10 protein-coding genes and 1 pseudogene are annotated in these 12,297 nt (G+C 71.4%); 9 read left to right on the forward strand and 2 right to left on the reverse strand.

The genetic code is table 11. The features are described from left to right. Positions 1-256 precede the first annotated feature (256 nt). Complete coding sequence (locus IF55_RS03090) at positions 257-1,087, reverse strand: helix-turn-helix transcriptional regulator (protein ID WP_030874702.1); 831 nt, start codon at positions 1,085-1,087, stop codon at positions 257-259. A gap of 103 nt (positions 1,088-1,190) precedes the next feature. On the opposite strand from IF55_RS03090, the gene IF55_RS03095 reads away from it, so the two are divergent. The 3 genes from IF55_RS03095 to IF55_RS03105 all read left to right on the forward strand — a co-directional run bounded on the left by IF55_RS03095 (position 1,191) and on the right by IF55_RS03105 (position 3,296). After that, on the forward strand, positions 1,191-2,039 hold the full coding sequence (locus IF55_RS03095; RefSeq protein ID WP_245661038.1) for an NAD(P)-dependent oxidoreductase: 849 nt from the start codon (positions 1,191-1,193) through the stop codon (positions 2,037-2,039). 158 nt (positions 2,040-2,197) lie between these two features. Then, complete coding sequence (locus tag IF55_RS03100) at positions 2,198-2,491, forward strand: hypothetical protein (RefSeq protein ID WP_030874698.1); 294 nt, start codon at positions 2,198-2,200, stop codon at positions 2,489-2,491. A 28-nt stretch (positions 2,492-2,519) separates the two neighbouring features. Then, complete coding sequence (locus IF55_RS03105) at positions 2,520-3,296, forward strand: SDR family NAD(P)-dependent oxidoreductase (protein ID WP_030874696.1); 777 nt, start codon at positions 2,520-2,522, stop codon at positions 3,294-3,296. A 459-nt stretch (positions 3,297-3,755) separates the two neighbouring features. Here the strand turns inward: IF55_RS03105 and IF55_RS03110 are convergent. Beyond that, a pseudogene (locus IF55_RS03110) lies at positions 3,756-4,200 on the reverse strand (Tn3 family transposase); the annotation flags it as partial. Between the two features lie 211 nt (positions 4,201-4,411). Between IF55_RS03110 and IF55_RS03115 the strand changes: the two are divergent. The 6 genes from IF55_RS03115 (at position 4,412) to IF55_RS03140 (ending at position 12,270) form a co-directional block, all read left to right on the forward strand. Then, positions 4,412-5,620, forward strand: a complete 1,209-nt coding sequence (locus tag IF55_RS03115; RefSeq protein ID WP_037962455.1) for a type 2 periplasmic-binding domain-containing protein — start codon at positions 4,412-4,414, stop codon at positions 5,618-5,620. Next, positions 5,607-7,763: an AMP-binding protein gene (locus IF55_RS03120; RefSeq protein WP_048831477.1), complete on the forward strand. Its 2,157-nt coding sequence runs from the start codon at positions 5,607-5,609 to the stop codon at positions 7,761-7,763. Before IF55_RS03115 ends, IF55_RS03120 begins: the two co-directional genes overlap by 14 nt. Before the next feature lie 74 nt (positions 7,764-7,837). Beyond that, positions 7,838-9,037, forward strand: coding sequence for a CaiB/BaiF CoA transferase family protein (locus IF55_RS03125; protein WP_048831478.1), 1,200 nt, complete (start codon positions 7,838-7,840; stop codon positions 9,035-9,037). Beyond that, a complete protein-coding gene (locus IF55_RS03130; protein WP_078643524.1) occupies positions 9,034-9,891 on the forward strand; it encodes an enoyl-CoA hydratase/isomerase family protein in 858 nt (285 codons plus the stop codon). Before IF55_RS03125 ends, IF55_RS03130 begins: the two co-directional genes overlap by 4 nt. 691 nt (positions 9,892-10,582) lie before the next feature. Continuing rightward, on the forward strand, positions 10,583-11,119 hold the full coding sequence (locus IF55_RS03135) for an NUDIX hydrolase (RefSeq protein WP_245661039.1): 537 nt from the start codon (positions 10,583-10,585) through the stop codon (positions 11,117-11,119). 134 nt (positions 11,120-11,253) lie between these two features. Continuing rightward, positions 11,254-12,270, forward strand: a complete 1,017-nt coding sequence (locus IF55_RS03140) for a Gfo/Idh/MocA family protein (RefSeq protein ID WP_030874686.1) — start codon at positions 11,254-11,256, stop codon at positions 12,268-12,270. The last annotated feature ends 27 nt before the right edge of the window (positions 12,271-12,297 follow it).

Below are 12,297 nucleotides of genomic sequence, written 5' to 3' on the forward strand. Positions count from 1 at the left end.
GCCGGGCGGTGGACTGCTGGTCGGTCGAGACCCGCTTGTAGACCAGGTTCGCCACCGAGGGGCCCTTTCCGTGCGGAGGATCGGAGCCTGTCTGCCGTCGAACCCTGTCAGCAATCATCATCGGATCTGATGGGATTCGCGCCGCCGCAACCCCCTGATTGCACGGGTTCATTGGACGCGCCGCTGCCCTGTCGTCAAGGGATCGTTGACGACAGGGAGCTCTGCTTCGCTGGGCAAGGAGCATGCCGTGGCGGTCTCACCCGGTGAGGGTCTGTGTCCCTATGACGGAGAGCAGGGCGAGGCGTTCGGCGTCCTGGGTGCCGGGTTCGGCTGTGTAGGCCATGATCCGCAGGTGGTTGCCGGCGACGTGGAGGACGTCGCAGTCCAGGGTGATCGGGCCGATGGCGGGATGGTCGATGGTCTTGCGGCTGGACTGGTGCTCGGCGGTCGCCCCGGACTCCCACAGTTCACTGAACAGTGTGCTGCGGCGCCGCAGTTGGGTGATCAGGTCGGCGAGCACGGCGTCCTGCGGATACAGGGCGCTGCTGCGGCGCAGGTCGGCGGCCAGGAGCCGTTGCAGGGCTCCGTTGGACTCCGGGGTGTGGCGTACGCGGGTGGTGGAGGTGACGAAAGCCCGCCAGGCGGCGTTGAGGTCCGGCCCGGACCATGCTCCTATCAGCGCGGTGTACAGCGGGTTGGCCAGTAGCTGGGTCCACGTGGCGTCGTAGACGGCGACGGGGGTGGAGTCCAGACGGTCCAAGATGCGGTGCACACCGGGGGTGATGTGGCGGGGCACGGTGCCGGGTCCTGGCACCGCGAGTCCGGCGAGGCGGAAGAGGTGCTCGCGTTCACCGCTGTCCAGGCGTAGGGCGCGGGCGAGCGATTCGATGATTTGAGGGGAGGGGTTTCGGGCCCGTCCCTGTTCGAGGCGGATGATGTAGTCCGCGGAGACTCCGGCGAGCTGGGACAGCTCTTCGCGCCGCAGTCCGGGGGTGCGTCTGCGGCCACCGCTGGAGAGTCCGGCCTGGTCGGGGGTGACTCGGTTGCGCCAGGCGTGCAGGGCCTCGCCGAGTTCGGTGGTGGACATGCCGCCATCGTGACAGATAGGTCTTTTACCTATCCTGGTACTGATAATCCCAGGAAAGAGAGTCGACTACCTATTCATCCGAATAGTGCTGATGCTGGGGTTCATGAACGGAACCACAGCACCCAAGGACACTCCCGTCGTCGGGTTCATCGGCCTGGGCGACCAGGGTCTGCCGATGGCCCGCGCGGTAGCCGAGGCCGGCTTGCCCCTGCGGGTCTGGGCCCGGCGCCCCACCTCCCTGGAGTCCCTCGCGGGGACCCCGCACGAGGCGGCGGACTCGATCGAGGATCTGGCGGCCGCATGCGATGTCGTTGCCCTGTGCGTGGGTACGGACGACGACGTCGAACGGCTTGTAGCCCAGATGCTGCCGCACCTGCGCCGCGGGGCCGTCGTCGTCAACCACGGCACCGGCCTCCCGGCCACTGCCATCCGTCTGTCCGAGCAGTGCGCGGCCCAGCAGGTCGCCGTGCTGGACGCGCCGGTCAGCGGCGGCCGTCCGGCGGCCGAGGCGAAGCGGCTGACCTGTATGGTCGGCGGGCCCGACGCGGCTTTCGAGCAGTGCCGCCCGGTGTTCGAGGCGTTCTCCGCCCACGTCGTGCACCTCGGGCAGGCCGGCGCGGGGCAGACGGCGAAGCTGTTCAACAACGCGCTGCTGATGCTCAACCAGCGCTCGATCGCCGACATCGTCGCCGTCGCCGCCGAGCTGGACCTCGACCTCGGCTCGCTGGTGGACGTGCTCAAGCTCGGCAGCGCCGCCAGCGCCGCGCTGAGCCTGCTGAACACCATGGTCCGCACCGACAACGTCGAGCACTTGTCCAAGGTGGAAGCGCTGGACATGGAGCTGTTCGACCAGGCCATGCGCGATGCGGGCATCGATGCCGGGGAGGTCACCGACCGGGGTCTGTCCGGAGCCCGCGGCCTGCCCACACTGCTGACCCGCCTCAATGGCTGAGGCCGTCATGGACAGCATCAGCCAGGCCACCCAGCTCGTCCTGCGCGAGCGCCACAGCCGCGACCGCCGCTGGTACACGCGGATGGCCGCCTGCTACATGGCCGACAGCAGCGTCCGGATGAGCTGCCGCCTGCTAGATCGTCGACAGCAGCATCCGGATGAGCTGGTTCTGCGGCAGCGGCGCCGGCTTCACCGCCCGCACCCGCGAGATGGCGCACCACGGCGACATCACCGTGCACCGGCTGGGCCCCGCCCGCCGTCAGGTGGCGGGCGACCGGGCGCCGGCCGAACTGCCGCTGATCATCGAGTTCCTGTCCTGGTTCCCGAACAGCCAGGGCTACCCCCTGGCTGGCGACGACCTGGGCGACGACCAGCCCGAACGCGCCGCCGCCGAGCAGTACCGCAGCGAGTTCGCCTGGCTGCACCAGACCCCCACCGACCCGGCCGCCTGAGCCGCGTCCCCGAAAGGACATCCTCCTCATGAGCAAGCTCGCCCTCGTCACCGGCGCGACCTCCGGCATCGGCAAGGCGTTCGCCGAACGCTTCGCCGCCGACGGCTACGACCTCATCATCGTCGGACGCCGCCAGGAGCGCCTGGAGGAGTTCGCCGCCGCCCACCCCGAGACCACCGTGCGCACCGTCACCGCCGACCTGGCCACCACCGAAGGCATCAACGCCCTCACGGAGATCTGTGCCACCGAGCCGCTGGACATGCTCGTCAACAACGCCGGCGTCTCCCACTACATGCCGTTGGCCGACCTGCCCGCCGACAAGGCCCAGGAACTCGTCAACGTCAAGGTCCTCGCCCCCACCCAGCTCATGCGCGCCGCGGTCGGCCCCATGCAGCAGCGCGGAAGGGGCACCATCCTCAACGTCGCCGGAATGATCGCCTTCTCCGGCCCGGCGGGACCGGAAGTCATGCCGCGCCGCGCCGTGTACGCCGGAACCCTCGCCTACCTGGTCGCCATGACCCAGACCCTCGCCGCCGAGGTCGCGGACTCCGGCGTCACCGTCGCAGTGGTCTGCCCCGGTGTCGTGGCCACCGAGTTCCACTCCTCCCAGGGCCTGGACATGAGCGCCGTTCCCCGCATGAGCGCCGACGACCTCGTTACCGGCGCCCTGCGCGGCTTGGAGCTCGGCGAGACCGTCAGCGCCCCCGGTGTCGAGGACTACCAGCTCCTCCAGGACGTGTTCACCGCCGACCTCGCCGCCTTCGGCGGCCAGTCCCCGGCGCTCGCCACCCGCTACACCAAGTAGCCGCGGCCGACGGCGCCCCTGCGGCCAGCACCATCGCCCCGTCCGGGCGCCGCACCCCTCGGGGGTACGGCGCCCGCCGCCTGCTCAGGAGGCGCGAGATCCGGAAGCCTCGTCGGCGATCTGCGCCGTGAGCAGTACGGCAAGCACCACGCAGACTGCCGCCAGCGCCCACACCTGACCCCACGAGATCCGCGAGATCGCCGACGCCGCAGACCTCGGGCAAGGAAGCACTCGTCTTCGACCAGTAGGAGCAGATGTAGGCCCACCAGCTCGATGCCGTACGTAACCGCCCAGAAGGGCTGTCCGTCCCCTCAGCCCTGCCCGAGCACACTCTGAACTACCGTCTGCTGACCCCCGGGACGCCCCCGGCATCAAGGCCTTCCTCAACCTGGTGACCAGCACCCCAGTACTGTGCGACTACCTGGCTGGAGCACAACGCCCCCTGGCCCAGGTCATCGCCGAGGAGAGCTGGTCCTCCATGCCGTCGCGGTACGCCTGGTCGATGGTGCCGCGCTTGCCGTGGCCCACATCCCGGGCCAGCTTGTGGCGGGACTCCTGCACGGTGAGCTGCCGGTTCATCTGCCGGCGGTAGGTGTCGTCGACCGGGTCGACGACGCGCAGCAGGTGCTCGGTCTTGGCGATCCGCCCGTACTCGGCGAACGCCGCCCCGAGAGGGGCGGGGCGGCCGTCGCGGCCGAACAAGCGCAGCAGGTCGTAGGCGCGGACTTGGTTGGTGACCAGGGAACCGGCGACCTTCAGCATGTCCGGCCAGTGCGTGATCACCTCGTTCAGGTTCACGCGGTTGCGGGCCAGGTCCTCCACCGCGCCGTACGTGCCTCTCGACGCCGGGCATCGTGGCCCGCCAGAACCGCTGGTCGTCCAGGTCGCGCAACCGCGGGCTGAAGTTGATCTCGGTCGGCGTAACCGCGAGCCGATTCGGTGTGTCGGTGCCCAGAAGCCCCGCCCGGCGGGGGCGCGAGTCGCCGGATCAGCGTTCGCCTTTGCTCGACATCCAGTGCAGAGGCTAGTCTGGTAAGACGTTTTACCAAGCCGAGGTGGCAGCGTACCGACGAGTCCGGTGCGCCGTGCCCGACGAGCCGGACGAGGAGGTCTTGATGCGGAACGATCCGAGCCGCCTTCAAGGAATGACCTGGGATCACCCGCGCGGCATCGACGCGCTCCGGGCCTGCGGCGAGGCGTTCGAGCGCGGGACGGGGGTGGCCATCGACTGGACCGTCCGTTCGCTGCGGGAGTTCGAGGACACCCCGGTGGCCGAGCTGGCGGCGGCGTACGACCTCGTGGCGCTGGACCACCCGTTCATCGGGGACGCGGTGGAAGCTGGCGCCCTGCTGCCGCTGGACAGCGTGTTCCTCCCCGAGGAACTGGCCGAGCGCGCCGAGGACTCGGCCGGAGCGAGCCATTCCAGCTACCACTGGAACGGGCGTCAGTGGGGCGGCGCCGTCGACGCCGCGTGCATGGTCAGCGCCTGCCGGGCCGACGCCGTCGCCCGCGCGGAGATGCCCGTCCGATGGGAGGAAGTCGGCGAGTTCGCGCGGCGCCACGGACGGGACGCGGTGCTGCTGGCGGCCAACCCGACCCACCTGTGGGGCACGGTCCTGTCCCTGTGCGAGGCCGTCCGGAACACCGCCGTCGGCCCGCGCGACCACTGGCGCCGGAGCGGCGACGGCCGCCCGGAATGGTGGGGGAACGCCGGCATCGACCCCGAACTTCTGGAGGAGGCCATCGAACGGGCTGTCCGCCTCCTCGCGCTCTGCGCGCCCGCGTCGCTGGTCAGCGACCCGATCACCGTGCACGAACGCCTCGCCCGCCCCGGCGACCCCGCCCTCTACTGCCCGCTGGTGTTCGGCTACGTCACCTACGCCCGGCCCGGCGCGCGCCAAGCGCTCGTGGCGTTCGGCGACGCCCCGCGTCTCGGCGACGCCCCCGTCGGCACGCTGACCGGCGGAGTGGGGCTCGCCGTCTCGGCCCGTGCGGCCGGCTCGGCGGCGGGGCGGGACGCCGCCGCCTTCGTACGGTTCGCGACGTCGGCGCGGACCCAGGCCGGGTACGCGCACGAGGCCGGCGGGCAGGCGGGCCGCCGCTCCGTCTGGCTGGACGAACGGGTCGACGCCGAGGTCACGCACTTCTACCGCGACACGCTCGCCACGATGGACCGCTCGTTCCTGCGGCCACGCCTCCCCGGCTACCCCGACTACCAGCGCGCGGCGGCGCACACGCTGCACAACGGCGTGACCGGTGGCGTACGACCGCGAGCGCTCGCGGCCGAGCTGACAGCCCTGTGGCACAAGCATGTCCGCGTCTGAACCCCGCCCGGGCGGCCTTCACCCTCACCCCCGCCCCCGCACCATCGCCGAACAGTTCGCGCGGGTCGAAGCCGCGTACGGCGACCGCCCGGCGCTGTGTTCGACGGAGGCCGGGGGAGCGGCGGCTGACACGGCGGCGCCTGGGAGAGAGGCCCGCCGGGACCCCCGCTGGCTGACCTTCGCCGAGGTCGCCTCCCTCGCCCGAGCGGCCGTCTCCCGGCTGGCCGCGCTGGGCGCCGCCCCCGGCGACCGGATCGTGCTGGCGCTGCCGAACAGCGTGATCCTCCGCGTACTCGACCGCGCCGTGCTCGGGGCCGGGCTCGTACGCGTGGCGCTCTCCCCGCGGCTGCACGCGCGCGAGATCGCCGACATCGCCGCCGACTGCGACGCCCGAGTGGTCTGCTGCCGCGCGGAAGCGGAGGCCGACATCCACGCGGCCCTCGCCGAGGCCGGCTCCGCAGCACGCGTGGTGGTCTGCTCCGACGCGCCGGGGAGCCCGGCCGGTGGGCCCGAGAGGCCCGGCGACGCGCCGAAGAGCCCCGATGATGCACCCGAGAGGCCCGGCCACGCGCCGAAGAGCCCCGCCGATGGGCCGGAGAGTTCCGGCGACGCACCAAACAGCCCCACCGACGCGCCGAACGGTCCCGGCGATGCGGCGAACGCTCCCGCCGACGCGCCGCAGGGCCCCGATGACGCGCCGAATAGTCCCGGCGATACGCCGAACAGTTCCGCCGACGCGCCGCAGGGCCCCGCCGACGCGCCGAACCATCCCTGCGACGCGCTGGAAGGTCACGGCGATACGCCGAAGAGCCCCGCCGCCGCGCCGGAGAGGCCCGCCGACGCGCCCACCAACCCCACCGATGCGCCGGAAGGTCCCGCCGATGCACCGGAAGCTCCCCGCGACGCGCCGAACAGTCCCGACAACACCCCCGAGGGCCCCGGCCGGACCGCCACGCACCTCCTCTCCCCGGACGCGTTGGCGGCAGCCGCGGCGGACTCGGCTCCAGGGGAGGCCGCGTGGCCCGCGCCGGCCCCCGCCGACGTCGCGATGCTGATGTACAGCTCGGGGACGACGGGCCGCCCCAAGGGGGTCGTCGTCACCCATGCGACGTGGGTGGCGCAGACCGCCCGCGCGCTGCGCGAGCTCCCCGCGATCGGCCCCGGGGATGTCGTCCTGGCCGTGGCCCCCATGAGCCACTTCGGCGGCTCGATCGGCCTCGACTGCGCCGTGAGCGGCGCGGCCACGGTCACGATGGCGCACTTCGATCCGCGCGAGGTCCTGGCGGCCGTCGACGCGTTCGGGGTGACGGTCCTTCCGCTGGCGCCGATCATGCTCGACCGTGTGGCGCGCGCCGCCGAGGAGTCGGCGGGGGCGCCCCCGCCCCGGGGCATCAGGGCCGTCCCGTACGGCGGCTCGCCCATCGACATCGCGGCGCTCGAACGGGCCGAGCGGGTCTTTCCCGGAGTCCTCACCCAGTTCTACGGGCTGGCCGAGGCCCTGGCGCCGCTCACGGTGCTGACCCCCGCCGACCACGCCTCCGGGATGCCCGGCCGGCTGGGATCGGCGGGGCGGGCCGTCGACGGCATCGGGCTGCGCCTGGTCGACGGGGAGGTCGTGGTACGCGGCGACACCGTGATGGAGGGGTACTGGAACCGCCCCGAGCTGACCGCCGCCGCGTTCGCCGACGGGTGGTTCCGTACCGGCGACCTGGCGGAGATCGACGCCGACGGCTACGTACGCCTGTTGGGCCGCTCCAGCGAAATGATCGTCACCGGGGGGTTCAACGTCTACCCCGCCGAGGTGGAACGGGTCCTCTCCACGGTCGACGGCGTCCACGAGGCGGCCGTCCTGGGCATGCCCCACCCGGTATGGGGCGAGGGCGTCACCGCCGCGGTCGTACTCGACGGCGGCGGCCCGCCCGACGGCGGCCTCCGCGCTCAAGCCGGCGCCCCACAGGCCCTCGGTGCCCCACAGGCCCCCGGCGCCGAGATCCTCGACGGCATCGCGCGCGCCTGCGCCGCCGCCCTGGCCGGCTACAAGAAGCCCGTCGCCGTCTACGCCGTACCCGAGATCCCGAGGAACGCCGCGGGCAAGACCGACCGGCAGGCGCTGCGGCGAAGCCTGCCCCGCCACCTCAACTGACTCGACCACCTCAACTGACCCGACCACCTCAACAGCTCCAAGAGACATGCCCCAACAGACATGCCTCAAGAGACATGCCCCAACAGACCGAGAGGAACAACAAGACGATGCAAGCGCTCGACGCCATCCGCGTCCTCGACTTCACGCAGATGATGCTGGGCCCGTTCGCCACCCAGATCCTCGCCGACCTCGGCGCGGACGTGATCAAGGTGGAGCGCCCGGAGGGCGAGTGGGAACGCGGCCTCGCCATGATGGGCGAGTACGTCGACGGGCAGTCGGCGGCGTTCCTCGCCATGAACCGCAACAAGCGCTCGGTGGCGCTGGACCTCAAGGACCCGCGGGCCAGGGAGGCGCTGCTCAGGCTGGGGGCGACGTGCGATGTCGTCGTCGAGAACTTCCGCCCCGGCGTGATGGACCGGCTCGGACTCGGCTACGACGACTTCAAGGCCGTACGGGAGGACATCATCTACTGCTCGGGCTCCGGCTGGGGCCAGGACACCCCGTTCGCCCGGGCGGGCCGGCCGGGCCAGGACCTGCTCATTCAGTCGATGTCCGGGCTCGCGGCCGCGACGGGGCGCGCGAGCGATCCGCCGACGCCCGCCGGTACGGCCATCGTGGACCACGCGACCGCGCTGACCCTGGCCAACGGCATATTGGCGGCCATCGTCGCCCGCGCCACCCACGGCATCGGCCAGCGGGTGGAGGTGGACCTGTACTCGACCGCCATCGCGATGCAGTGCCAGGAGATCTCGACCTTCGTCAACCAGGGCACGGAGTATCAGCGGTCCGATTCCGGCATCGGCCAGGCGTGGCTGTCGGCGCCGTTCGGGGTCTACGAGGCGAGCGACGGGTGGCTCGCCGTGGCGATGGCGCCGCTCGACACGGTCGCCGAGGCCGTAGGAGACCCCGCCCTCGCCGACTTCGACGCCTGGACCGAACGCGACGCGGCCAAACGGGCGTTGGAGGACATCACGCGTACGGACACGGTCCAGCACTGGCTCGACGCGCTGCTCCCGAAGGGGATTTGGGCGGCGCGCGTGCGTACCACCAAGGAGGCGGTGGACGAGCTGCGGGAGGAGGGCTCCGACCTGCTGGTCACCCTCGACGGGCCGGCGGGGACGCCGATCGAACTGGTCGGCTGCCCCATATCGCTCAGCGCGACGCCATGGCGGCAGCGCCTCGCGCCGCCGCGGACCGGTGAGCACACGGCGGCCGTCCTCGGCGAAGTCCTCGACCCGGAGAACCTGACCGCCCTGGTGGGTGAGGGCCGATGACCGCGCGAGAGGAGCGGCGACCCGCCGTCGTGGCGGGCGAGACCGACCACCCGCACCAGAATCTGGCGGTCCAGGACCACGCCATCGACGGCGGCGGCATCGGCGGCGGCGTCGTACGCGTCCTGCGGATCGACCGGGAGGACAAGCTCGGCGCGCTGTCCGGCGCGCTCGTCGCGGCCCTCGGCGAGCAGATCGTACGAGTCCGGCAGGACCGGGAGGTCCGCGCGGTCGTCCTCACCGGCACCGGCCGCGGCTTCATCGCGGGCGCCGACGTGGGCGAGTACTCCGGCGTCGGCACCGAGGCGTTCCTGGAGTACCAGCGCGCGTCGCGCCAGGTCTTCGACGCCCTCGAACGGCTGCCGCAGCCCAGCGTCGCCGCCGTGAACGGATACGCCTTCGGCGGCGGCTTCGAGGTCGCGCTGTGCTGTGACTTCATCCTGGCCGCCACCCGGGCCAGGTTCGCCCTGCCCGAGGTCACGCTCGGTCTCATCCCGGGCGGCGGCGGCACGCAGCGGCTGGCCAGGGCCGCCGGGACCCGCTTCACCAAGGAGCTGGTGATGACCGGCCGCAGCGTACGGCCCGACGAGGCCGTCCGGCACGGTCTGGTGACCGAGGTCGCCGAGCCGGAGGCGCTGATGGAGCGGGCCCTGGCCTTCGCCGCGCTCCTCGCGACGCGGGCGCCGCTCGCGGTCCGCGAGGCCAAGCGCGTTATCGACGGCGGGGTGGCCCAGGGGCTCGACGCGGCGCTCACGGCGGAGCAGGCGGCACTCGGCCACCTCTTCGAAACAGCGGACGGGCAAGAGGGCATCAGCGCCTTCCTCGACAAGCGCCCGGCCCGCTTCACGGGGGCCTGACCCCTCGGTCTCGGTCACGCTCACGGCCTCGGCCACGGCCAGGGCCACGGCGAGGGGCGGCGAATCCGGCCAATATATTCGATCGCCGAATGCTCTGCCGTGACCTGAAAATGGTCGTTTAGGGGGAGCGTGGAGAGGAAACGCCTCGCCTGCGGAATAGGAGAACCGAGGCGATAACGGCCGGTGGGTCGGCGCGGAATTCTCGAACGTCTGCTCTCGACTGGACGCGCCGCACTCACCGAATCAGAATTTTTACCATACGAATTGACGCCGCGTCAAGAAGTGGATCGAAGCCCGCGAATCCCTGCGGGAACCCCCGAGGGGAGCCCCTTGCCCGGCCCGCAGGGAGATCGCGGTGATAGCGTTCCGCGATGCGTTACGTGCCCGAGTGCCCGCGCCGGCCGATCGGCTGCACGGCGCCGATCGGTGGGTGCTCGGCCCTATGAAGGGCGACGCCGTGTCAAGAACAAGTTGAGGCGGCCGAAGGGCTCTGCGGAACCGGGCTCTCTCCAGTGTTCCGGGTAGTGTTCTCGGAGGAAAAAGAGCCTTGTGTGCAGGTGAAATGAGGGAAGAATGGCCAGCGGGAACCGCGAAAGCAGGCGTGCGGCTGCCCTCGCTCAATTCCTCCAGCAGCCCTCCTTCGGCCGCGACCGCGCATTCGTCAGCCGTGCGATTCCGGTGAACGACTGAGATGGCCCAGGCGATGGAGACGGCCGGGGCGCCCGAGCCGCGCGGGGCGGCCCAGGAGGCTGCGACAGCCGAGGCGGCCGGACCACGGCAGGTGGTAGGAGCGCTGATCCGCGACCGGCACGACCGTATCTTCGTCCAGCGGCGCTCGCCCGACCGGCGCCTCTTCCCAGGCTGCTGGGACGTCGTCGGCGGCGCCGTGGAGGACGGGGAGTCCCTGCTCGACGCGGTCCGCAGGGAGATAGCGGAGGAGACCGGCTGGCGGCTGCGGCGCGTCCTCGCGCGGGTGGCGCACGGGGAGTGGACGGCGGACGGCGTACGGCACGTCGAGTCCGACTACGTCGTCGAGGTGGACGGGGACCTCTCCGCGCCCGAACTCGAATGGGACAAGCACACCGAGTTCGCGTGGATAGCGGCCGATGATCTCTCGCCGCTCGACGAGAACGTCCGGTGCGGCGCCGGCACCTTTATCAAGGACGTGGTGACCGCGGCGCACGCCTGGCTCGCCGACGCCTCCGCGGAACGCCGCGAAGCGCGCTGAACGGCCGGCGGCCCAGCCCTCGCCCGTAAACTCCACGAGCCTTTCCCCGCCGCCTCCACCGAACCCGCCCCCGCCGCTGCCGCCCCCGCCCTCCCCGCCATCATCTATTGATCTTCTGCGAGGGGAAATTCCGCATGCCCGAAGACGAGTGGAAGAACGAGCGACCGCGACCACGGGTCCTGGTGGTCGGATTTGTGGGACACCAAGGAAAGGAGTATCTGCCGATCGTGCGGGAGAACGCGGATATCGTCGGCGGCGTCGACCCCGCGCCGGCGGCCCCCACCCTCGCCGCCGAGTGGGGGTTCCCGCATTACGAACTCCTCGGCGAGGCACTCGAAAAGGCCGACTTCGACGCCGCGCTGGTCACCGTGCCGCACAGCGAGCACTTCCCGGTCTGCGCGAAACTCCTGGCGCACGGCAGGCACGTCATCAAGGAGAAGCCGTTCGCCGTGACCGAACAAGAGGCCCGGCACCTGATGCACTTGGCGCAACGGGCCGACCGCAGCGTCTACACGCTGTTGCAGCGGAATTTCAACCCGGTGTTCCAGTTCGCCCAGGAGAACCTCGCGCGGATCGGGGACGCCTACTGGTTCTCGTACGACTACCACTTCAACCTGGCCGATCCGACGACGGGCTGGCGGGCCTCGCGGGAACAGGCGATGGGCGGGGTGCTCCTCGACATGGGCTACCACCTCATCGACGTGCTCAGCGGGATGTTCCCCGAGCCGCCGCGCGTGCACTCCGCCTTCGTGCACCACTACCAGGAGATGCGGGAACGCCGGCTCGAAGACCTCGTCAGCCTCATGTGCAGCTACCCCGCGACGGGGCTGGCGGGCTCGCTGCGCATCTCACGCCACAACTACGAGAAGATCGAACACCTCTGCGTGCTCGGGACGAAGGGGGCGTTGAGCGTCGGCCCCGGCGTGGCGGTCCTGCACTCCACCGGAGGGCCGCCGCTGGAGCGCTGCGTCTGGAAAGGCCCCAAGTCCGACGCCGTACGGTCCATGATCGCCCACCATCTGGGCCACCTGGAGGATCGCTACTACCGCCAGGACCACTTCCAGCGCCAACTCGCCACCGTACGCGTGATCGACGGGATCTACCGGGACCGGTTACGGGAACAGGACGAACTCGCCGAGCAGTGCGCCTGACCCGCCGCCACGACGCCGCCCCCCCCG

Source organism: Streptomyces varsoviensis (assembly GCF_000718635.1).
Classification (GTDB): Bacteria; Actinomycetota; Actinomycetes; order Streptomycetales; family Streptomycetaceae; genus Streptomyces; species Streptomyces varsoviensis.

What these genes read in the sequence shown, in the direction of transcription:
- IF55_RS03095 (WP_245661038.1), top strand. Translation starts at nt 1,191, where the DNA reads ATGAACGGAACCACAGCACCCAAGGACACTCCCGTCGTCGGGTTCATC.
- IF55_RS03125 (WP_048831478.1), top strand. Translation starts at nt 7,838, where the DNA reads ATGCCCCAACAGACCGAGAGGAACAACAAGACGATGCAAGCGCTCGAC.
- IF55_RS03140 (WP_030874686.1), top strand. Translation starts at nt 11,254, where the DNA reads ATGCCCGAAGACGAGTGGAAGAACGAGCGACCGCGACCACGGGTCCTG.
- IF55_RS03100 (WP_030874698.1), top strand. Translation starts at nt 2,198, where the DNA reads ATGAGCTGGTTCTGCGGCAGCGGCGCCGGCTTCACCGCCCGCACCCGC.
- IF55_RS03135 (WP_245661039.1), top strand. Translation starts at nt 10,583, where the DNA reads ATGGCCCAGGCGATGGAGACGGCCGGGGCGCCCGAGCCGCGCGGGGCG.
- IF55_RS03090 (WP_030874702.1), bottom strand. Translation starts at nt 1,087, where the DNA reads ATGTCCACCACCGAACTCGGCGAGGCCCTGCACGCCTGGCGCAACCGA.
- IF55_RS03120 (WP_048831477.1), top strand. Translation starts at nt 5,607, where the DNA reads ATGTCCGCGTCTGAACCCCGCCCGGGCGGCCTTCACCCTCACCCCCGC.
- IF55_RS03105 (WP_030874696.1), top strand. Translation starts at nt 2,520, where the DNA reads ATGAGCAAGCTCGCCCTCGTCACCGGCGCGACCTCCGGCATCGGCAAG.
- IF55_RS03115 (WP_037962455.1), top strand. Translation starts at nt 4,412, where the DNA reads ATGCGGAACGATCCGAGCCGCCTTCAAGGAATGACCTGGGATCACCCG.
- IF55_RS03130 (WP_078643524.1), top strand. Translation starts at nt 9,034, where the DNA reads ATGACCGCGCGAGAGGAGCGGCGACCCGCCGTCGTGGCGGGCGAGACC.